Below are 20,611 nucleotides of genomic sequence, written 5' to 3'. Positions count from 1 at the left end.
GTTCCTGTCAGGTGAGGGCGGCGAGGAGCCGGTCGGTGAGGCGGGGAGGGCGGACGGCGATCCGCGCCCAGGAGTCGGTGAGGCCGGGGAACGTGTCGGCCCGGCGCACGGCGATCCCCTGCGCACGCAGGGATTCGCGCACACCGGAGCCCAGGCGGGCGAGGACGAACGGGGCGGTCGAGGCGACGTGCTCGATGCCGCGGTCGCGCAGGCCGGCCTCGAGGTGTGCGCGCCATTCGCCGATCTCGGCGGCCCGGCGGAGCGCCTCCTCCGCGGCGACCGGGGTGGACGTCGCCACCATCGCCGCGACGGCCGGACCCGAGACCGACCACGGCGTCTGGACCAGCGCGAGCTCGCGGACCAGCTCCGGGTCGCCGGCGACGCAGCCGGCCCGGATGCCGGGGATCGACCAGTGCTTGGTCAGGCTCCGGGTGACCAGGACGCCCTCGAGCCGGTGCGGCAGCAGCGACTCGGTCTCGCCGGGCACCGCGTCCATGAACGCCTCGTCGACCACGAGCACGCGGCCCGGTCGGCGCAGCCGCGCGACCAGCTCCGCCGGGTGCAGCACACCGGTCGGGTTGGTGGGGTTCCCGACGATCACGAGGTCGGCGTCGGCCGGCACCGCGTCGGGGTCGAGCGCGAAGCCGTCCTCGGCGCGGCACACCACCTCGGCGACCTTGCGACCAGCGGCCTCCAGCGCGACCTGCGGCTCGGTGAACTGCGGGTGCACGACGACCGGCCGCTGCCACGGGCGGAGCCGCGCGACCAGCGTGAACGCCTCGGCGGCCCCCGCGGTCGGGAGGACGTGCTGCTCCGGGAGACCGTAGCGGGCCGCGAGCGCCCGCACGGCCGGCCGCGCGTCGGGGTACGCCGCGACGTCCTCCACCGCGGCGTGCAGCGCGCGGTCGAGCCACGCCGGCCGCGCTCCGTCGTACACGTTCACGGCGAAGTCGAGCAGCCCGGCGCCGACCTCGCGGTCACCGTGGTGGCGCAGCGGATCGACAGGCTCGTCGGCCGCGTGGACCGCGTCCGCGAACCGCTGCGCGAGGTGCGGGTGGCCGGCCCAGTGGGTGTGCAGGTAGGACGCGTGCAGGGTCGCGCTGGTGAACTCCTGGTCCGGCGTGGTCCGGGTGCGGTGGAACTCGTGGGCCGTCACCTGCTCCCCCGCCCGCACCAGCAGCGAGTCGGCGGTCGCGGTGACGACCGGGTAGCGCAACGTCAGCCGTTCCGACATCGCGGCGACGGCCGGGATCGCGCCGGCCATCGGCACGCCGTCGAGCGACTCGGCCAGGTAGAGCAGGCCCGCGCACTCGGCGACCGTCGGCACCCCCGACGTCACGGCGGAGCGCAGGTCGGCGAGCAGGCTGGTGTTCGCGGCGAGCTCGGCGGCGTACATCTCGGGGAACCCGCCGCCGAGGTAGATCCCGCGCGTGCCGGCAGGGAGCGCGCGGTCGGTCAGCGGGTCGAACGTGACGACCCGGCAGCCCGCCGCCGCGAGCAGCTCCTCGGTCTCGGCGTAGCGGAAGGTGAACGCGCGGCCGCCGGCCATCGCCACGACGGGGCGGCTCGCGCCCGGGGTGGTGATCTCGGGAGTCCACGGCACGGCGTCGAGGTCGGGGGCGCCGCGGGCGATCGCGAGCAGCGCTTCGAGGTCGAGGTGCTGCGCGACCTGCTCGCCGAGCCTCTCGATCATCCGCACCGACTCGTCACGCTCGGCGACCGGCACCAGCCCGAGGTGCCGCGACGGCGCCACGAGGTCGCCGTCGTGCGGCAGCGTGCCCAGGACCGGGAGCCCGGTGCGCTCCATCGACCGCACGATCTCGGCGGTGTTCCGCTCCGAGCGGGTGCGGTTGAGGATGACGCCGGCGATCTCGACGTCCGGGTCGTACGCCGCCATCCCGGCCGCGATCGCCCCGGCGGAGCGGGAGAGCCGCGCGACGTCGAGCACGAGCACCACCGGCGAGGCGGTGAGCGTGGAGACGTGGGCGGTGGACGCGAACCCGTCGGTGTCGAGGCGGCCGTCGTACAGGCCCATCACGCCCTCGACGACCGCGACGTCGGCACCCGCGGCGCCGTGCAGCAGCAGGGGGACGATCCGCTCCTCCCCGACCAGGTGCGGGTCGAGGTTGCGGCCGGGCCGTCCGGTCGCGAGGGCGTGGTAGCCCGGGTCGATGTAGTCCGGTCCGACCTTGTGGCCGCTGACGACGTGTCCCGCGCTGCGGAGCGCGGCCATCAGGCCGGTGGCGACGGTGGTCTTGCCCTGGCCGGTCGACGGCGCCGCGACCACCAGCCGTGGCAGCCTCACCACTCGATGCCCTTCTGGCCCTTCTGGCCGGCGTCCATCGGGTGCTTGACCTTGGTCATCTCGGTGACCAGGTCGGCGACCTCGACGAGCCGCGGGTCGGCGTTGCGGCCGGTGATCACCACGTGCTGGAAGCCCGGCCGGTTCGCGAGCGTCGCGACGACATCGTCGACGTCCACCCACCCCCACTTCATCGGGTAGGTGAACTCGTCGAGGACCAGCAGGTCGTGGGTCTCGTCGGCGAGGCGGCGCTTGATCTCCTGCCAGCCCTCGCGGGCCGCGACCTCGTGGTCCTCGGCCTCGCCCTGCTTGCGGCTCCACGACCAGCCGGAGCCCATCTTGTGCCACTCGACCGGACCGCCCTCACCGGTCTCGTCGTGCAGGGCGCCGAGCCGCTCGAGCACGGTCTGCTCGCCGATCCGCCACTTGGCGGACTTCACGAACTGGAAGACCCCGATCCGCCAGCCCTGGTTCCACCCGCGCAGGGCGAGGCCGAACGCGGCGGTCGACTTCCCCTTGCCGTCGCCGGTGTGCACCATCACCAGCGGCCGGTTGCGGCGCTGCCGGGTGGTGAGGCCGTCGTCGGGGACGGTGGTCGGCTGTCCCTGCGGCATCAGGCTGCTCCTCGCACGGCACCGGCCAGCGTCTCGGCGCTGACCTCGGCGACCGGCAAGTACTCGGCGCGCAGGTGCGCCGCCAGCCGGGCGGCCAGGCCGAGGCGCAGCGGGCCGCTCTCACCGTCGACGACGATCGTGGTCACGCCGAGAGCGGCCACGTGGTCGGCGGCCTGGAGCGAGCGGGTGACCGGGTCGGTCCCTCCCGTGGCGCGGCCGTCGGTGACCACGACGAGCAGCGGCCGCAGGTGCGGATCGCGGACCCGTTCGCGCTCCAGGACCCGGGCGGCCTCGAGCAGGCCCTCGGCCAACGGGGTCCGGCCGCCGGCCGGGAGCTCGTCGAGACGGACCGCCGCGATGTCGACGCTGTGGGTCGGCGGCAGCGCGAGCGCGGCGTCCGCACCGCGGAACGTGATCAGCCCGACCTTGTCGCGGCGCCGGTAGGCGTCGAGCAGCAGCGACAGGACGGCCGTCTTCACCTGGGTCATCCGCTTGCGCGCGGCCATGGATCCCGAGGCGTCGACGCAGAAGAGGACGAGGTTGGCCTCCCGGCCCTCGCGAACGGCGATCCGCAGGTCGTCCCCCTGCAGCACGACCCGCCCGGGGGCGCGATCGGGCCGGGCTGCGGCCGCCTTGAGCGTCTCGACCAGGTGCACCGACCCGGAGGTGCCCGGCCGCGCGCCGATGCGACGGCCGCTGCTGGCGATGGCCCGGCTGCGGCGGCCGGCGGTCCCCGAGCCGAGGCCGGTGACCGTGAACAGCTTCGGGCGGTACGGCGCTGCCGCGTCGACCACCGACTCGCCACCGGAAGGTCCCGGCGCCGGGGCGGCGGTGCTGCCGGCCGGCGGTGCGTCAGCAACCGAATCGGCCTCGGGTTCGGTTGCCTGCTCACCGCTGGCCGGCCCCTCGGGCGGCTCGGGCGGCAGCTCCTCGTCACCGAGGACCTGGTCGAGCAGGTCCTCGTCGAGGCCCGGGGCGTCGAACGGGTTGCGGCGCCGGCGGTGCGGCAGCGCGAGCAGCGCGGCCCGGCGGATGTCGGCGCGGGTGACCTCGTCGCGGCCCTCCCAGGCCGCGTGCGCGATCGCGGCGCGGGCGGTGACGATGTCGGCGCGCAGCCCGTCGACCTCGAACGCCGCGCACACCTCGGCGATCTTGAGCAGCGCGGCGTCGGTCAGCCGGATCTTGCCGACCCGCTCGCGCGCCACCTCGATCCGCTCGGTCAGCGCACGGTCGGCGTCGCGGTAGCGCGCGGCGAACCCGGCCGGGTCGGCGTCGTACGCCATCCGGCGGCGCACCACCTCCACCCGCTGGGGCGGGACGCGCGACGCGGCCACCTCGACGGTGAGCCCGAACCGGTCGAGCAGCTGCGGGCGCAGCTCGCCCTCCTCCGGGTTCATGGTGCCGATCAGCACGAACCGCGCGGCGTGCTCGACCGAGACGCCGTCGCGCTCGACGGTCGCGCGGCCCATGGCGGCGGCGTCGAGCAGCAGGTCGACGAGGTGGTCGTGGAGCAGGTTCACCTCGTCGACGTACAGGATCCCGCGGTGCGCGCGGGCCAGCAGCCCGGGCTCGTACTCGACCCTGCCCTGCGCGAGCGCGCGCTCCAGGTGCAGCGAGCCGAGGACGCGGTCCTCGGTCGCGCCGACCGGGAGCTCGACCAGGCGCACCGGCCGGGTCAGCGTCTCGGCGTCGGCCGCGAACGGCCCGTCGGGCGAGGTGGCCGCGGGGTCGGTGGGGTCGATGCCGAAGCGGTCGTCGGCGTACACCTCGATCGGCGGCAGCACGGCGGCCAGGCCGCGGACCGTCGTCGACTTCGCGGTGCCCTTCTCGCCGCGCACCAGGACGCCGCCGATCTCCGGGGCGATCGTGGTGAGGACGAGGGCCAGGCCCATGTCGTCGAGACCGTCGGAGTCACATCCGACAACGGCTGAAAATGGGTACGGCACCGGCATCTGAGGCTCCCGCTCGATTCGCCATGGGTCATGGTCGGGCGCGAGGCCGGTCTTCGGACTTGTCGAGTCCCTCGCTCTCGCGAAGGCTCGGCTCACCGCAGCGGGCCTGTGCCGGAGTCTCACCGGCTTCCCAGATTCTCCCCGCCCACCCTTCCCACCGTTTCCGATGGCCGGGCCGTTGGGGCACCTCGTGCCTGTTGGCGGACACGATAGCGTCTGGCCGCGTGATGATCGTGGTGGGCATCGGCGCCGACGGCTGGGCGGGGCTCCCCGCGGCGGCTCGCGACGAGGTGACGTCCGCGTCGGTCGTGCTGGGCGGGCGACGGCACCTCGACCTCCTCCCCGACGTGCCCGGCCAGCGCCGCGAGCCTTGGCCCTCGCCGCTCCGCGACGGACTGCCGTCGTTGCTCGCATCCCTGGACGGCACCGCAGTCGCGCTCGCGTCGGGTGACCCGTTGGTGTCCGGCATCGGTACGACGCTGATCGAGCTGCTCGGCGCCGAGCGGGTCCGCGTCCTCCCCGCGGTGTCGTCGGTCGCACTGGCGCGCGCCCGGATGGGCTGGTCGGCGGAGTCCTCGACCGTCGTAACGGTGGTGGGGCGGGACCCGCACGCCGTCCTGCGTCAGCTCGCTCCCGGGCATCGCGTGCTCGTGCTGTCGTCCGACGCGCCGGCGGTGGCGAGCCTGCTCGTCGGCGCCGGCTACGGCCGATCCCGGGTGACCGTGCTCAGCGACCTGGGGTCGGCGACGGAGTCGCGCCTGGAGACGACTGCGGCCGAGCTGCCCGCCGACGTACCCGCCCTGCACGTGCTCGCCCTCGAGCTCGGCGGACCACCGGCCGGCGGCTGGGTCGCCGGGCTGCCGGACGACGCCTTCGAGCACGACGGCCAGCTGACCAAGCGGGACCTGCGCGCCTCCGCCCTCTCCAGGCTGGCGCCGGTCCCTGGCGAGCACCTCTGGGACGTCGGCGCCGGAGCCGGCTCCGTCGGCATCGAGTGGATGCGCGCGCACCCGTCCTGCACGACCACGGCCGTCGAGGCGAACGCCGAGCGCGCGGCCCGGATCGCCAGCAACGCAAGGGCTCTGGGCGTTCCGGACCTACAGGTCGTGAACGGCCCGGCACCCGACGCGCTGGCCGGCCTGCGGTCTCCCGACGCGGTCTTCATCGGCGGCGGCGCGACCGCACCCGGCGTGCTCGACGCCTGCCTGGGAGTGCTGCGGCCGGGCGGCCGGATCGTCGTCCACGGCGTGACGCTCGAGACCGAGCAGCTGCTCGCCGCGGCGTACGCCGACCACGGCGGCGAGCTCACCCGGATCAGCGTCGAGACCACCGCCCCGATCGGCACGTTCACCGGCTGGACGCCGGCGCGGGCCGTGACTCAGTGGGCGTTCCGGACCCGCGCCGGGTCGTAGAGGTAGGACTCACCGCCCGGGCGTGGGTCGAGGGCACGGCCGACGAGGATCACCGCCGCCTGCCTGAGACCGGCGGCCTCCACCGCGTCGGCGATCGTCGCGACGGTGCCGCGCAGCACCTGCTGCTCGGGCTGGCTCGCGCGGTGGACGACGACGACCGGGCAGTCGGCGCCGTACTCCGGCGCGATCTCGGCCATCAGCTCGCGGGTGCGCGTGATCGCGAGGTGCAGCACCAGCGTCGCGCCGGTGCGCGCGAAGGCGGTCAGCGACTCGGACTCCGGCATCGCCGTCGACCGTGCCCGGGTGCGGGTCAGCACGACCGACTGGGCGAGCAGCGGGACCGTCAGCTCGCGACCGACCTCGGCGGCCGCAGCGGCGTACGCCGGCACGCCCGGGGTGACGTCCCACGCGACGCCGGCCGCGTCGAGCCGGCGGGTCTGCTCGGCGAGCGCGGAGTACACCGACGGGTCGCCGGAGACGAGCCGCACGACGTCGCCGCCGGAGACCAGTCGCTCCGTGATCTGGTCCAGGTCGAGGTCCTGGGTGTCGACGAGCTCCGCGTCCGGGCTGACGTGGCTGAGGACCTCGGGGTCGAGGTACGTGCCCGGGTAGAGCACCACGTCCGCCGACGCCAGCAGCCGCGTCGCGCGCACGGTCAGCAGGTCGGCCGCGCCCGGGCCGGCGCCGACGAAGTGGACGGTCATTCCACGAACCTCGGCGTCCAGACGCCGGCCGGGCTCACCCGCGTCGACTCGGCGCCGACGATCAGCAGGCACTTCATGTCGATGCTCGCCGGGTCCAGCTCGCTCAGCGTCGTGACGGTCAGCGACTCCTCGGCCCGGCCCACGTCGCGACCGACGACGACGACCGTGTCCGGCTTGCGGTGCTCCAGCAGCACCTGCTGCGCGGTCGCGACCTGCTCGGTACGCGAGCGCGACGCGGGGTTGTAGATCGCGAGCACCAGGTCGGCCTCGGCGATCGCGCGCAGCCGCCGCTCGACGACCGCCCAGGGCTTGAGCCGGTCCGACAGCGACACCACCGCGAAGTCCGCCCCGATCGGCGCCCCGGCCCGGGCCGCCACCGCCTGCACGGCACTGACCCCGGGCAGCACGCGGATCGCGACACCGGCGTACGCCGGGTCCTCGGCGGCCTCGAAGACCGCGGCCGCCATGCCGAACACCCCGGCGTCGCCGCCGGAGACGACCGCGACCTTCTCCCCCGCCCTCGCGAGCTCGAGGGCGTGCCGGGCGCGATCGACCTCGACGGTGTTGCCGGAGGCGTGCCGGGTGAGCCCGGCGCGCTGCGGGACCCGGTCGACGTAGGGCCCGTAGCCGACGACGTGGCTCACCTCGGCAAGCGCCGCCGAGACCTCAGGGGTCAACCAGGACTCGGGTCCTGGGCCGAGACCGACGACGAGCAGCTCGGCCGCCGACGGCTCCGCCACGACGCGGGACCGCTGCCCGTTGCGCGAGTCGCCGGTGACGACGATCAGCGAGAAGTACGGCACGGTCTCGGCGTCGACCTCGGCCACCGGAAGCCAGCGCTGCTCGGGCATCGACGCGCGTTCGACGTACATCGCGTCACCGAGCCGGCCGGCGGCCTCGAGGGCGCGGACGACGACCGGGAACGTGCGGCCGAGCTTCATGATGATCGCGCCGTCGGTGCCGGCCAGCCGGCGGGCGAGCTCGGGCTCGGGCAGCGTGCCGGGCAGCACCGTGAGCACGTCGGTCTGGCGGACCAGCGGGCTGGCGACGGCCGCGGTGGCGGCGAGGAAGGCGGGGACGCCGGGCACGATCTCGGTCGGGTACCGCTCGGCCAGCCGGTCGTGCATGTACATGTACGACCCGTAGAACAGCGGGTCACCCTCGGACAGCAGGACGACGTCGCGGCCGGCGTCGAGGTGCGCGGCCAGCCGGGCGGCGGACTGCTCGTAGAAGTCGGCCAGCGCGCCGGCGTACCCGCCCGGGTGGTCGGTCGTCCCGGTCGTGACCGGGTAGGTCAGCTGCTCCTCGACCACGCCGGCGGGGAACAGCTCGGCGGCGATGCGGCGCGCGTTCGACTCCTTGCCGACCCCGGCGTGGAACGCGATCACGTCGGCGCTCTGGATGAGGCGGGCGGCCTTGCGGGTGATCAGCTCGGGGTCGCCGGGGCCGACGCCGACGCCGTAGAAGTGGCCGGTCATTCCTGCTCCTGAGCCAGTGCGTTGAGGGCCGACGACGTCATCGCGGAGCCGCCTCGGCGGCCGCGGACGGTGACGTACGGGATGTCGAGATCGTGCTGGATCTGGAGGTCGATCAGCGCCTGCTTGGACTCGGCGGCGCCGATGAAGCCCACCGGACAGCCGACGATCGCGGCCGGACGCGGCCCGCCGTCGAGGACCATCTCCAGCAGGTGGAACAGCGCGGTCGGCGCGTTGCCGATCGCGACGACGGCGCCTTCCAGCCGCGGCTCCCACAGCGACACGGCGGCCGCCGTCCGGGTCGTGCGCCACTCCTGCGCGAGGGCCGGCACGCGCTCGTCGTTGAGCAGGCAGACGACGTCGTTGTCGCGGGGCAGCCGGCTCCGGGTGACGCCGGTGGCGACCATCGTGGCGTCGCAGAGGATCGGCGCGCCCGCCTCCAGCGCGGCCCGGGCGGCGACGACCAGGCGCGGGTGCACCACGAGGTCGGCGGCCAGGTCCACCTGGCCGCTGCCGTGGATCATCCGCACCGCGAGCTTCTCGGCATCGGCCGGGACACCGCTGAGGTCGGCCTCGCGGCGGATCGTCGCGAACGAGTCGACGTAGATGTCGGGCCCGCTCGTGACGTAGTCGTAGTGGCGGGTGGGCGGCCTCATCGGGTCTCCTCCGGGACGAGTACGCCGCGCCAGGGCGTGACGACGAGCTCGGGGGCGTCGAGCCGCCCGAGCAGCGGGCGGTCGATCCCCGCGGGCATGACGACGTGTCGGCCGCCGGGGACCAGGCCGTGGGGCAGTCGCTCGCTCGGGCTCGGGACCCGCGCGTCCGGTCGCAGCGCCGGAGCCAGGGGGCGGTCGAGCTCGGCCACGTGCCACGCCGCCCCGCGCCGGTCGACGAAGTCGTGCGCCAGGTCGACGATCACAGCCGCGGCCGCGTCCAGCGCGACCACCTCGCCCCAGTGGCCACCGACGCGGAGCTGGGCGGTGTCCTCGTCGAGCACCACCAGGCCGAGGTCGCACGTGCGGTCGACGAGGTCACCGCGGCCGTCGTCGAGCACGAACAGGAACCGGCCCGGGAGCCCGGCCAGGGCGGGGCTCGCGCACACCAGCCGGTCGAGCTCCGCCGCGACCGGGCGCAGGTCGGCGCGGCCGCCGGCCAGCCCGCTCTGCGGGGAGACCATCACGTTGCGGACCAGCTCGTGCGTGCGGGTCGGCAGCAGCCCGGTCGCGTCGAGCGCCGCGAGCGCGTCGTCGTCCAGCCGGCCGTCGGCGCCCGGGAAGGCGCGCACCTGCACGTTCGCCCGCGCGGTCAGGTGGACGCGCCCGTCGCCGTACCGCTCGGCGGCGTCGACGAGGGCGCACAGGGAGTCGGACGGGATCCGGCCACCGATCAGCCGGAGCCGGACCAGCATCCCGTCGTCCGCCTCCCACGGGCGCATCGCCCCGGGGCACTTGTCGCCGCGATCGCGGATGACTGTCACTGGTGGAGCCCCTAAGGTCTGGGACCCTGTCGCGGGATCCGCATCTGACCTGGCGGCGGTCGCCGCTAGGGCCAGCAGGTCTTCGGACTCGGGCTCAACCGGGCCGGAGCACCTTCCCGGAGTCGACCTCCAGTGGCTGCCGTCGCCGGCACGCTCCGCCCGTCACCCTCACCGCTGCGCGTCAGTCCCGGATTCGCACCGGGTTCCCTGACCCCACGAGTGGAGTACGACTGGCAGCGGTCAGTCTAGTGGTCGTGCTCAGAGCTCGCTCTGCACCCCGGCGAGGAGCTGGCGGGCCATCACGATCCGCTGCACCTGGTTGGTGCCCTCGTAGATCTGGGTGATCTTGGCGTCGCGCATCATCCGCTCGACCGGGTAGTCGCGGGTGTAGCCGTAGCCACCCAGCACCTGCACGGCGTTCACGGTGACCTCCATCGCGACGTCCGAGGCGAAGCACTTGGCCGCGGCGCCGAAGAAGGTGAGGTCGGCGTCGCCACGCTCGGAGCGGCCGGCGGCGGCGTACGTCATCTGACGGGCCGCCTCGACCTTCATGCCCATGTCGGCGAGCATGAACTGCAGGCCCTGGAAGTCCGCGATCGGCTTGCCGAACTGCTTGCGCTCCTTGGCGTACTCGAGCGCGTAGTCGAGCGCACCCTGCGCGATGCCGACCGCCTGCGCGGCGATCGTGACCCGGGTGTGGTCGAGGGTCTTCATCGCGGTCTCGAAGCCGGTGCCCTCGGCGCCGATCATCCGGTCGGCCGGGATGCGCACGTTGTCGAGGTAGACCTCGCGGGTGGGCGAGCCCTTGATGCCGAGCTTCTTCTCCGGAGCACCGAAGGAGACGCCCTCGTCGGACTTCTCGACGACGAACGCCGAGATGCCCTTGCTGCGCTTCTCGGGGTCGGTCACGGCCATCACGGTGTAGAAGTCGGACTCGCCGGCGTTGGTGATCCAGCGCTTCACACCGTCGAGGACGTAGTGGTCACCGTCGCGGACGGCGCGGCACTTCATGCCGACGGCGTCGGAGCCGGCGTCGGGCTCGGACAGGCAGTACGAGAAGCCGCCCTCGCCGCGCGCCAGCGCACCGAGGTACTTCTTCTTGAGGTCCTCGGAGCCGGCGATCTGCACCGGGAGCGAGCCGAGCTTGTTCACCGCGGGGATCAGGCTGGACGACGCGCAGGCGCGCGCGACCTCCTCGATCACGAGCACGGTGGCCAGGGCGTCGGCCCCGGCGCCGCCGTACTCCTCCGGCACGTGCGGGGCGTGGAAGTCCGCGGCCAGCAGCGCGTCTGCCGCCTCCTGCGGGTAACGCGCGTGCTCGTCGACGTCGGCGGCGAACGGCGCGACCTTGGCGTCGCAGACGGCCCGGACGGCCTCGCGGATCGCCTGGTGCTCCTCGGAGAGGGCGTACATGGGGAACTCGGAGCTCATGACCCAGATTGTATATTTTCCGGTTCGGTCCCCCGACGCCAGGTCTCGAAATGGCGAACACCCGGCCGGGGCAGAACCCGGCCGGGTGTTCGACGAGCAGGTGCTACTTCTTGACGTTGACGAACACGCCACCCGCAGCCGGGGCGGTGAGCTTGTCACCCTTGTACTTCAGGTCGATCGTGTGCAGACCGGGCTTCTTGATGCCCTTGATCGAGATCGTGACCTTGCCGTTCTTGAGCTTGCCCTCGCCGAGGGTCTTGCCCTTCTCCGACGCGACGACCTTGCCGGTGGCCGGGACGTTGTTGCCCAGGACGGTGGCGACGATCTTGAACGCCTTCTTCTTCTTCACCGAGGCCGGGGCCTTGCCGGTGACGGTCGCGCCCTGCTTGGTGACCTCGAACGGGATGATCGACGGGTCCTCGCCCTGGTTCAGGGTGCAGGGGACGTTCGGCAGGGTGCCGAGCGAGTCCGTGGAGATGTTCACGGTGAACGACTGCGGCAGCGAGATCGAGTAGCTGCCCGGCGCCGGGGTGGAGACCTCGGTGATGGCGCCGGTGGTCGGCAGGACCAGGTCGGCCTCGGTGATCGGGACCAGCGGGTCGCCGGCGACCTTCGGGCCCTCGGCGTCCGGGTCGGCGGTGGTGATGCCCGAGACCGGGATGCTCTTGGAGCCCAGCGCGAGACCGAAGCCGGCGCCGGCGATGCCGACGGTGTTCACGCCGAAGCCCTTGAGGCCCTGGGCGACGGCGGCGGGCAGCGTGAAGTCGACGCCGACCGGGATCGCCAGGCCGCTGATCTCGGTGCCGGTCGCCAGCGAGTTGACCGGGATCTCACCGGTCGCGGCGACGGTGATCGGCAGCGACTGACCGGCCACGGAGCAGGTGTAGCCGGCCGAGCCGGTTGCGGCGTTGGCGGGCGTGCCGGTCACGCCGACGAGCGCGCCTGCGGCCAGCGCGGTGGTGGCACCGGCGACGACGACGCGGGTGCTGATCTTTCGAAGATTCATGTGTGTGCTCCCTCCCGAGCAACTCGAGTGCGCTACCAGGAGGTAGTGCGACGGGCGTCACGTTAACTGGTGGCTGTCGGCGCCGGGGAGGGAACCCCTGAAAGTTTGCAAAAATGGGAAACCGTCGTCCTGAAATACAATGGACGCATGGCGGACTGGCAGCGTTCGGACTGGGTCGAGGCGATGCTCGACGACGCCGAGACGTGGGCGGTCGTCGGCCTGTCGGGCGATCCGAGCAGGACGGCGTACGGCGTGGCTCGCGCCCTCCAGGCCCGCGGGAAGCGCATCGTGCCGATCCACCCGGACGCCCCGATCGTGCTCGGCGAGCAGGGGTACGCCACGCTCGCCGACGTCCCCTTCCCCCTCGACGTCGTCGACGTGTTCCGGCGCTCGGCGGCGGCCGGCGAGTTCGCCGACCAGGCGGTCGCGGTCGGCGCCGGGGCCGTCTGGTTCCAGCTCGGGGTCGTCGACGAGGCGGCGTTCGAGCGCACCACCGCCGCGGGGGTACCGATGGTCATGGACACCTGTCCCCTGATCGAGTGGCGGCGGCGCGGTTGAGCCGACCTGGAGAAGACCTGGTCATCGACGCCCGGCTGGTCATCCCGGCCGTCGAGCTGGTGGAGCGGTTCTCGCGGTCCTCGGGGCCGGGCGGGCAGTCGGTGAACACCACCGACAGCCGGGTGGAGCTCGAGTACGACGTCGCCACCTCCGGCGTGCTCTCCGACGCACAGCGGGCCCGGCTGGTCGGACGGGTCGGCTCGCCGGTGGTGATCGTGGCGTCCGAGCACCGCTCCCAGCACCGCAACCGGGTCGCCGCCCGCGAGCGGCTGGTGGAGCGGATCAAGGCGGCACTGGCCCCGCCTCCCCCACCTCGCCGGCCGACGAAGCCGACCCGCGGCTCCCAGCAGCGCCGGCTCGACGCGAAGAAGCAGCGCGGCCAGACCAAGTCGATGCGCGGGCGCGTGCGCGACCAGTGACCGATGAGTCCGAGCCCGCTGCTCGGTCCCATCACCATGATCATCGTGGCCGGCCACCTCACCGTCGATCCCGCAGAGCGGGCGGCCTACCTGGAGGGCTGCGTGCCGGTCGTCGAGGCCGCGCGCCGCGCGCCCGGGTGCCGGGAGTTCGCCGTCGGTGCCGACCTCGTCGACCCGGCCCGGGTGACCGTCCTCGAACGGTGGGACTCGCGCGCCTCGCTCGAGGCGTTCCGCGGCAGCGGACCGAGCGACGACCAGCGGGCGACGATCCTCGCCGCCGACGTCGCGGAGTACGACGTCATCCCGGCCGGGTGACGCGAGCCCGCAGCACGTGGGCGTCGCCGTCGGCGTCGCCCGGCGGCAGCCCGAGGTAGCGGCTGCGGATCTCGCGGCGGCCGACGTCCTCGACGTCACCGAAGCCGAGCTCGGCGAGCATCGCGTGCAGCTCCTCGGACTCGAGTCCGGGCTGCAGCGGCTCGCCCAACCCGGCCACGTTCGCGACGAGCTCCTGGCGGGCGGCGCGGGCCTCGGCGGGCGCCCGGTCGACCGGCCGCACGTAGTCGAGGGCCACCTCGCCGTCGGGGACGCTCGCGACCACGGCCAGCGTCGCGCGGATCGCGTCGACCGACAGGTACGGCACCACGCCGAGCCACAGGAAGAACGCCGGCCGCGTCACGTCGAAGCCGGCGGCCGTCAGCCGCGCGGCCAAGGCGTCGCGCTCGAAGTCGACGGCGACGTACGTGACGTTCGCAGGTACGTCGATGCCGGTCTCGGCCAGCCGCTCGCGCTTCCAACCGCCGGTCGCCGGGTGGTCGACCTCGAAGACCCGGGTGTCCGCGTAGGGGTTGCGGTAGGCGAACGTGTCGAGCCCGGCACCGAGCACCACGACCTGACGGGTGCCGCGGGCGACCGCGGCGGCGAGGGCGTCCTCGGCGAACCGGTGGCGTACGGCGATGAACAGTCGCAGCCGCGGCTGGTCCCACGCCCGGTCGGGCGGGGTGTCGTCGCCGAGGATCTGCACCGCGAGCGGGTCGGTGAAGATCGGGTCCGGGTCGTCCTGGTGCGCCGCCCGGAGCGCCGCCGCGCCGAACGCCGTCCGGCTCGGCTCGCCGTCACGCACGCCTGACTACCGCGACTCGACCGCGAGCCGCGCGCTGAGCGCCACGAAGGACGCCGCGAACGCCTGCCGGATCCGGCGCACCACCCGCGGCCGGGTGAGGACCCGGTCGCGCAGGGCGGCGGCCGCGGCGCCGTACGTCGCGAAGACGACGAACGTCATCGCCATGAAGACCGCGCTCAACGCCAGCATCCTTGGCACCTCGTGCGGAGTGCCGGCCGGCACGAACTGCGGGAGGAAGGCGAAGAAGAAGATCGTCAGCTTCGGGTTGAGCAGGTTCAAGGTGATGCCGGCGACCAGCACCTGCCGGCGCGAGCCCGGGGTCGTGCCGGCATCGACGGACAGGGCGCCGGTGTCGCGCCAGGTGGCCCAGGCCATCCACAGCAGGTAGGCGACGCCGAGGTACTTGATCGTCTGGAACGCGACACCGCTCGCGTGCAGCACCGCGGCCAGGCCGGTGATCGCGGCGAGCAGGTGCGGGAGGGTGCCCAGGGTGCAGGCGAACGCCGCCAGGACGCTTGCCCGGGTGCCGCGCGCCAGCCCGGTGGCGATCGTGTAGAGCGCGCCCGTGCCGGGCGTCGCGACGATCACGAGCGCCGTGACCAGGAAGGCGATGCTCATGCCGCGACGTTAGCGGTTGCGGGCCGCGACCGCTGCCGTGAAAGCGCGGACCAGCGGGTGCACGGGCTTCCCGGCCAGCGCGCCGATGTGCGGCTGGAACATGCTGGTGACGTAGAACGGGTGGTCCGGGAACTCGAGCACCTCGGCGCCCGCGTCGTCGGCGGTCGCCCCGACGACCACGCCGGCCTTCTCGAGACGTCGCACCGCCTCGGCGGTCGGCGCGTAGTTGCAGAAGTGCATGCCGACGAACGGCTCCTCGACGATCTCCGCGAAGCGGGTGCCGGGCACCGGCGTGACCAGCCGCTCCTCGCCGTACAGGCTGCAGGCGAGCGCGGTGACGACGTTGTCGTCAGCCTCACCGTCGGACTCGGCGTGGGTCGCGGACTCGCCGAGCACCGACCGCGTGAACTCGATGACGGCGTACTGCATGCCGCCGCACGAGCCGATGAACGCGATGCCCTGCTCGCGGACGACGGTCAGCGCTCGGAGCACCGCGTCGTCGTCGGCGTACGGCGAGCCCGGCACCAGCCAGACGCCGTCGTACTCGCGGATGTCGAACGCCGAGTCGGTCGGCACCCACCTCGTGTCGGCCCCCATGTCGGCGAGCATCGGCCGCAGCGCGTTGAGCTCCTGGTGGCTGCGGTGACCGCGGTCGTCCCCCAGGAGCGCGATCACGCCCCGGTCACTCCCCAAGCCTGGCCAGCTCCTCGTCGACCACCGACGGGTCGAGCTTGGTGAAGATCGGCGTCGGCTTCGCGACCGGCGTGCCGGGCACGATCAGGCGCCGCTCCCAGCGCGGGGTGCTCGAGTAGTCGCCCGTGATGATCGGGTACGGCGCGCCGCCGTCCAGGTCGTCGGCCTCCTCGATCCGCGGCATCGGCGCCACGTCGCCGGCGCCGCCGAGCGCCTTGTCGACCTCGTTGGCCGAGAACGGCAGGAACGGCGACAGCACCAGGTTGAGGTCCGCGACGCACTGCGCGACGACGTGCAGGACCGTCCCGAGACGCTCGGGGTCGTCCTTGATCTTCCACGGCTCGGTGTCGGAGACGTACTTGTTCACCTCGGCCACGACGCGCATCGCCTCGCCGATCGCCTGCTTGAGGCGGTGCCGCTCGAGCAGCTCGCCGACGCTGGTGAAGGCGGCCAGGGTCGCGTCGAGGACAGCCTGGTCCTCGGTGGTGAGCTCGCCGGCCTTCGGGATCTCGCCGAAGTTCTTGGCGATCAGGGTCGCGGTACGGTTGACCAGGTTGCCCCAGCCCGCGACCAGTTCGTCGTTGGTGCGGCGCACGAACTCCGACCACGTGAAGTCGGAGTCCTGGTTCTCCGGGCCGGCCGCCGCGACGAAGTAGCGGAACGCGTCGGGCTGGTAGCGGCTCAGCAGGTCGCGCACGTAGATCACGACCTTCTTCGAGGACGAGAACTTCTTGCCCTCCATGGTCAGGAACTCGCTGCTCACGACCTCGGTGGGCAGGTTGAGCTCGCCGTACTGCCGCGGCGTGCCGCCCCTGCTGCCCTTGCCGGAGTAGGCCAGCAGCTCCGCCGGCCAGATCTGGCTGTGGAAGGTGATGTTGTCCTTGCCCATGAAGTAGTAGGACTCGGCCGCGGGCTCGTTCCACCACTCGCGCCAGCGGTCCGGGTCGCCCTGGCGGCGGGCCCACTCGATGCTGGCCGAGAGGTAGCCGATCACCGCGTCGAACCAGACGTAGAGCTTCTTGGTCGGGTCGTCGCGCCAGCCGTCGAGCGGTACGGCGATGCCCCAGTCGATGTCGCGGGTCATCGCCCGCGGCCGGATCTCCTTGAGGATGTTCTGGCTGAACCGGATCACGTTCGGCCGCCACAGCCCGGTCGCCTCGCGCTCGTCGAGCCACTCGGTCAGCGCGTCGGCCAGCGCCGGCAGGTCGAGGAAGAAGTGCTGGGTGTCGATGAACTCCGGCGTCTCGCCGTTGATCTTCGAGCGCGGGTCGATCAGGTCGTGCGGGTCGAGCTGGTTGCCGCAGTTGTCGCACTGGTCGCCGCGCGCGCCGTCGTACCCGCAGATCGGGCAGGTGCCCTCGATGTAGCGGTCCGGCAGCGTGCGGCCGGTCGACGGCGAGATCGCGCCGTACGTCGTCTGCTCGACGAAGTAGCCGTTCTCGTACACACCGAGGAACAGCTCCTGCACCACCGCGTGGTGGTTGCGCGTGGTGGTGCGGGTGTAGAGGTCGTAGGTGAGACCCAGCGCCGCGAGGTCCTCGGCGATGACCCGGTGGTTGCGGTCGGCGAGCTCCTGCGGGGTCAGCCCCTCCTCGCCGGCGGCGATCAGGATCGGCGTCCCGTGCTCGTCGGAGCCGGAGACCATCAGCACCTCGTGGCCCGCCATCCGCATGTACCGACTGAAGACGTCGGAGGGCACACCGAAACCGGCAACGTGGCCGATGTGGCGCGGGCCGTTGGCGTACGGCCAGGCGACGGCGGACAGAACACGAGTCATGGGTTGATCCTATTGAGTCTGCGCCACTGGATTGCCAGGGGCCGTTGCTAGCGTTCCTGCATGGAGACGCTGATCTCAGAGGACCTGCTCCTGCTGGTGCTCGACGACACCAAGGGCGCCGTCACGGGAACGATCAACCTGCCGGCCGCCCTCGGTGGCGCAGTGCTCACCGAGCTCGCCCTGATCGGCGCGGTCGAGGTCCAGGAGAAGGCCGGGATGTGGAGCACCGCGAAGGTGCGCACGGTGGCCGACGCCCGACCCGAGGACCCCACGCTCGCCGCGGCGTACGACGTGGTCGCGGAGCGGCCGCGCACGGCTCAGGACCTGGTCACCCGGCTCGGCAAGAACCGGCGCGACGAGCTCGCCGACCGCCTCGTCGCTCGCGGCATCCTCGCGCGCCAGGACACCAAGGTGCTGGGCCTGTTCCCGACCAAGCGCTGGCCGACCGTCGAGCCGGGTCACGAGCGGGCGGTCCGGTACCGCCTCACCGCCGCGCTGGTGCAGGGCGTCGAGCCCGACGAGCGGACCGCCGCGCTGATCGCGCTGCTGTCCGCGGTCGACCGAGCCCACAAGGTCGTCGACCACGACGGGGTGCCCGCGAAGGTCGTCCGCAAGCGCGCCAAGGAGATCTCCGAGGGCGCTTGGGCGGCCAAGGCCGTGAAGGACGCCATCAGCGCCGCGACCGCCGCCGTCGCCGCGGTGGCCGTCGCCGGCGCCGTGGCGGCCTCCAGCGCCAGTTGACGCAGCGGTGGTCGAGCCTGTCGAGACCCCACCGACCCGGTGGTCGAGCCTGTCGAGACCCCACCGACCCGGTGGTCGAGCCTGTCGAGACCCCACCGACCCGGTGGTCGAGCCTGTCGAGACCCCACCGACCCGGTGGTCGAGCCTGTCGAGACCCCACCGACCCGGTGGTCGAGCCTGTCGAGACCCCACCGACCCGGTGGTCGAGCCTGTCGAGACCTCTCGTACGAGCGCCGACGTCGGCTCGCTCGACCACGATCAGCACAGCCGCTGACGCGGCTCCGCTCAGCTGAAGTCGAGGTCCTCGGTCCGGCTGCGCTTCAGCTCGTAGAAGTGCTCGAACTTCGACAGGGTGACGAACGCGTCCCACATCCGGCCGGCGTCCTCGCCCCGGGGGGCCTTGCTGATCACGGGGCCGAAGAACGCGCGGCCCTCGAACGCGATGGTCGGGGTGCCGACCTCGTTGCCGACCTGGCTCATGCCCGCCTCGTGGGACGCGGCGATCGCCTCGTCGTACGACGAGTCGTCCATGGCGTCGGCGAGGGAGAGGTCGAGGCCGGCGTCGGCAAGCGCGGCCTCGATCATGTCGCGGTCCTTGGCCTGCTTCTCGATGTGGATGCGGGTGCCCATCGCGGTGTAGAGCGGGAGGAGCACCTCCTTGCCGTACTTCTGCTCGGCGGCCATCAGCACGCGCACCGGCTGCCACGCGGTCGAGAGGAACTCGCGGTACTCCGGCGAGATGTCCTTGTCCTGGTTCAGGTAGGCCAGGCTCATGATCTGCCAGGTGACCTCGATGTCACGGACCTTCTCCACCTCGAGGATCCAGCGCGAGGTGATCCAGGCGAACGGGCAGGCGGGGTCGAACCAGAAGTCAGCATTGGTCATATCGGACGGAACAAACCGGACCGGGGTCCGCATTCCCCGTCAGACGAGATAGGCGACCGCCAGTCCCGCGAGACCGCACACGCCGAGCGAGCGCAGCACCGGCCACCTGAGCCCGAAGATCAGCACCGTGCCGAGCACGCCGAGCACGGCCGGCTCCCACTGGAACGACGACCACACCGGCACCAGCAGGCCGAGGTGCTCGAGCCCCGCGTGCGTGGTCTCCGCGAACAGCGTGTGCACGGTGAAGTAGTAGGCGAGGTTCGCGATCACGCCGACGACCGCGGCGGTGACGCCGGTCAGCGCCGCCGACAGCGGCTCGTTGCCGCGCAGCCGTTCGACGTACGGCGCGCCCAGGAAGATGAACAGGAAGCACGGCACGAACGTCACCCACACGACGATCAGCGACGCGAGCACCGCGGCCGCCCACGGGTCCAGCTCGCCCGGGGCGCGGAACGCGCCGAGGAACGCGACGAACTGCACGACCATGATCAGCGGGCCGGGCGTCGTCTCGGCGAGCGCCAGCCCGCGCACCATCTCCTGGGCGCTCAGCCAGCCGTAGTGCTCGACCGCCGCCTGCGCGACGTAGGACAGCACGGCGTACGCACCGCCGAACGTCACCAGCGCCATCCCGCCGAAGAACAGCCCCTGGTCGGTGAAGACCGTCGACTGCCCACCGGCGAGGGCGTACGCCGCGACGACCGGCGCGACCCAGATCGCCAGGCCGGCGACCAGGATCGCCAGCGAGCGCCGGCCCGACCGGGGCGCGGTGTGCAACGCGTCGTCGGGGATCAGCGGCGGCACCTCGTCGGGGGTCAGGTGGGGGTCCGGGATCCGGACCAGGTCCGGCCGGCGCCGGCCGAGCAGCCAGCCGACCAGGCCGGCCGCGAGCACGACCAGCGGGAACGGGACCGCCAGCACCGCCAGGGCGACGAAGGCGAGCACCGCCAGCACCAGCAGCACCCGGTTCATCACGGCCCGCTTGCCGAGCCGCAGCACCGCCTGCAGCACGATCGGGATCACCGCGGCGGCCAGCCCGAGCAGCACGCCGGTGACGAGGGTCGAGTCCCCGTGGGCGACGTACACCCACGAGAGCGCGAGGATCGTGATCAGCCCCGGGATCACGAACAGGACCCCCGCGATCAGCCCGCCCAGCCAGCCGTTGAGCAGCCAGCCGCTGTAGACCGCGAGCTGCTGGGCCTCCGGGCCGGGCAGCAGCATGCAGTAGCTCATCGCGTGCAGGAACCGGCGCTCGCCGATCCAGCGCCGCTCCTCGACGAGCTCGCGGTGCATGACCGCGATCTGCCCCGCCGGCCCACCGAACGTCTGCCACGAGATCGCGAACCAGGCCCGGAAAGCGTCGCGCAGCGGGATGACGTTCCGGCCACGGTCGATCACGCGGGACATCATGCCGGGGATTCCGCTTTTCG

Annotated in this window: 20 protein-coding genes and 2 riboswitches; of the genes, 5 read left to right on the top strand and 15 right to left on the bottom strand. The window is 72.9% G+C overall.

The features are described from left to right. Positions 1 to 7: 7 nt before the first annotated feature. Genes MJ604_RS08600 through MJ604_RS08590 form a run of 3 tightly spaced genes read right to left on the bottom strand, consistent with a single transcriptional unit; the run spans position 8 to position 4,808 of the window. Positions 8 to 2,305, bottom strand: a complete 2,298-nt coding sequence (locus tag MJ604_RS08600; RefSeq protein ID WP_243057922.1) for a cobyrinate a,c-diamide synthase — start codon at positions 2,303 to 2,305, stop codon at positions 8 to 10. Further along, positions 2,302 to 2,916 (bottom strand): cob(I)yrinic acid a,c-diamide adenosyltransferase, encoded by a 615-nt coding sequence (gene cobO, locus MJ604_RS08595; RefSeq protein WP_243057921.1) that lies wholly within the window; start codon positions 2,914 to 2,916, stop codon positions 2,302 to 2,304. Before cobO ends, MJ604_RS08600 begins: the two co-directional genes overlap by 4 nt. Then, positions 2,916 to 4,808 (bottom strand): VWA domain-containing protein, encoded by a 1,893-nt coding sequence (locus MJ604_RS08590; RefSeq protein WP_243057920.1) that lies wholly within the window; start codon positions 4,806 to 4,808, stop codon positions 2,916 to 2,918. Before MJ604_RS08590 ends, cobO begins: the two co-directional genes overlap by 1 nt. Before the next feature lie 86 nt (positions 4,809 to 4,894). After that, positions 4,895 to 5,036, bottom strand: a riboswitch (cobalamin riboswitch). 59 nt (positions 5,037 to 5,095) lie between these two features. On the opposite strand from MJ604_RS08590, the gene cbiE reads away from it, so the two are divergent. Continuing rightward, the gene (gene cbiE / locus MJ604_RS08585; RefSeq protein ID WP_279235693.1) at positions 5,096 to 6,280 is read left to right on the top strand and encodes a precorrin-6y C5,15-methyltransferase (decarboxylating) subunit CbiE; all 1,185 of its coding nucleotides are present in this window, start codon (positions 5,096 to 5,098) and stop codon (positions 6,278 to 6,280) included. Here the strand turns inward: cbiE and MJ604_RS08580 are convergent. From MJ604_RS08580 to MJ604_RS08555, 6 genes are all read right to left on the bottom strand, one after another. Beyond that, positions 6,247 to 6,984: a cobalt-precorrin-4/precorrin-4 C(11)-methyltransferase gene (locus MJ604_RS08580; RefSeq protein ID WP_243057918.1), complete on the bottom strand. Its 738-nt coding sequence runs from the start codon at positions 6,982 to 6,984 to the stop codon at positions 6,247 to 6,249. The genes cbiE and MJ604_RS08580 overlap by 34 nt on opposite strands. Further along, positions 6,981 to 8,462 (bottom strand): precorrin-2 C(20)-methyltransferase, encoded by a 1,482-nt coding sequence (locus MJ604_RS08575; RefSeq protein ID WP_243057917.1) that lies wholly within the window; start codon positions 8,460 to 8,462, stop codon positions 6,981 to 6,983. Before MJ604_RS08575 ends, MJ604_RS08580 begins: the two co-directional genes overlap by 4 nt. After that, the gene (locus MJ604_RS08570; protein ID WP_243057916.1) at positions 8,459 to 9,115 is read right to left on the bottom strand and encodes a precorrin-8X methylmutase; all 657 of its coding nucleotides are present in this window, start codon (positions 9,113 to 9,115) and stop codon (positions 8,459 to 8,461) included. The genes MJ604_RS08575 and MJ604_RS08570 overlap by 4 nt, the downstream gene beginning before the upstream one ends. Then, positions 9,112 to 9,936: a nitrite reductase gene (locus tag MJ604_RS08565; protein ID WP_243057915.1), complete on the bottom strand. Its 825-nt coding sequence runs from the start codon at positions 9,934 to 9,936 to the stop codon at positions 9,112 to 9,114. The genes MJ604_RS08570 and MJ604_RS08565 overlap by 4 nt, the downstream gene beginning before the upstream one ends. A gap of 55 nt (positions 9,937 to 9,991) precedes the next feature. Next, a riboswitch (cobalamin riboswitch) is annotated at positions 9,992 to 10,186 on the bottom strand. Positions 10,187 to 10,194: 8 nt separating this feature from the next. Beyond that, positions 10,195 to 11,367, bottom strand: a complete 1,173-nt coding sequence (locus MJ604_RS08560) for an acyl-CoA dehydrogenase family protein (RefSeq protein WP_243057914.1) — start codon at positions 11,365 to 11,367, stop codon at positions 10,195 to 10,197. A 103-nt stretch (positions 11,368 to 11,470) separates the two neighbouring features. After that, positions 11,471 to 12,373, bottom strand: a complete 903-nt coding sequence (locus MJ604_RS08555) for a DUF6801 domain-containing protein (RefSeq protein ID WP_243057913.1) — start codon at positions 12,371 to 12,373, stop codon at positions 11,471 to 11,473. 147 nt (positions 12,374 to 12,520) lie between these two features. On the opposite strand from MJ604_RS08555, the gene MJ604_RS08550 reads away from it, so the two are divergent. The 3 genes from MJ604_RS08550 to MJ604_RS08540 are packed head-to-tail and all read left to right on the top strand — an operon-like array spanning position 12,521 to position 13,665. Continuing rightward, entirely contained in the window at positions 12,521 to 12,931 is a 411-nt protein-coding gene (locus MJ604_RS08550; RefSeq protein WP_243057912.1) for a CoA-binding protein, read from the top strand. After that, positions 12,928 to 13,350: an alternative ribosome rescue aminoacyl-tRNA hydrolase ArfB gene (gene arfB, locus MJ604_RS08545; protein ID WP_243057911.1), complete on the top strand. Its 423-nt coding sequence runs from the start codon at positions 12,928 to 12,930 to the stop codon at positions 13,348 to 13,350. The genes MJ604_RS08550 and arfB overlap by 4 nt, the downstream gene beginning before the upstream one ends. Before the next feature lie 3 nt (positions 13,351 to 13,353). After that, the gene (locus tag MJ604_RS08540; RefSeq protein WP_243057910.1) at positions 13,354 to 13,665 is read left to right on the top strand and encodes a putative quinol monooxygenase; all 312 of its coding nucleotides are present in this window, start codon (positions 13,354 to 13,356) and stop codon (positions 13,663 to 13,665) included. On the opposite strand, the gene MJ604_RS08535 is transcribed toward MJ604_RS08540, so the two are convergent. Genes MJ604_RS08535 through metG form a run of 4 tightly spaced genes read right to left on the bottom strand, consistent with a single transcriptional unit; the run spans position 13,649 to position 17,558 of the window. Beyond that, positions 13,649 to 14,470 (bottom strand): SAM-dependent methyltransferase, encoded by an 822-nt coding sequence (locus tag MJ604_RS08535; RefSeq protein WP_243057909.1) that lies wholly within the window; start codon positions 14,468 to 14,470, stop codon positions 13,649 to 13,651. The two genes, MJ604_RS08540 and MJ604_RS08535, sit on opposite strands and share 17 nt — an antisense overlap. 6 nt (positions 14,471 to 14,476) lie before the next feature. Continuing rightward, entirely contained in the window at positions 14,477 to 15,088 is a 612-nt protein-coding gene (locus MJ604_RS08530) for a LysE family translocator (protein WP_243057908.1), read from the bottom strand. Positions 15,089 to 15,097: 9 nt separating this feature from the next. Continuing rightward, positions 15,098 to 15,763: a CTP synthase gene (locus MJ604_RS08525; protein ID WP_243057907.1), complete on the bottom strand. Its 666-nt coding sequence runs from the start codon at positions 15,761 to 15,763 to the stop codon at positions 15,098 to 15,100. A gap of 7 nt (positions 15,764 to 15,770) precedes the next feature. Continuing rightward, entirely contained in the window at positions 15,771 to 17,558 is a 1,788-nt protein-coding gene (gene metG, locus MJ604_RS08520; protein WP_243057906.1) for a methionine--tRNA ligase, read from the bottom strand. Positions 17,559 to 17,618: 60 nt separating this feature from the next. Between metG and MJ604_RS08515 the strand changes: the two genes are divergently transcribed. Further along, positions 17,619 to 18,299 (top strand): GPP34 family phosphoprotein, encoded by a 681-nt coding sequence (locus MJ604_RS08515; protein WP_243057905.1) that lies wholly within the window; start codon positions 17,619 to 17,621, stop codon positions 18,297 to 18,299. Between the two features lie 285 nt (positions 18,300 to 18,584). On the opposite strand, the gene MJ604_RS08510 is transcribed toward MJ604_RS08515, so the two are convergent. Together MJ604_RS08510 and chrA are read right to left on the bottom strand one after the other, a co-directional pair. Further along, positions 18,585 to 19,184, bottom strand: coding sequence for a DsbA family protein (locus tag MJ604_RS08510; protein ID WP_243057904.1), 600 nt, complete (start codon positions 19,182 to 19,184; stop codon positions 18,585 to 18,587). Between the two features lie 39 nt (positions 19,185 to 19,223). Beyond that, positions 19,224 to 20,588, bottom strand: coding sequence for a chromate efflux transporter (gene chrA, locus MJ604_RS08505; protein WP_374458344.1), 1,365 nt, complete (start codon positions 20,586 to 20,588; stop codon positions 19,224 to 19,226). Positions 20,589 to 20,611 lie beyond the last annotated feature (23 nt).

The organism is Nocardioides sp. SR21 (assembly GCF_022761125.1).
In the GTDB taxonomy this organism is placed as follows: domain Bacteria; phylum Actinomycetota; class Actinomycetes; order Propionibacteriales; family Nocardioidaceae; genus Nocardioides.
Note: the sequence above shows the minus strand (reverse complement) of the source record. Positions and strands in the feature narration are given on the sequence as shown.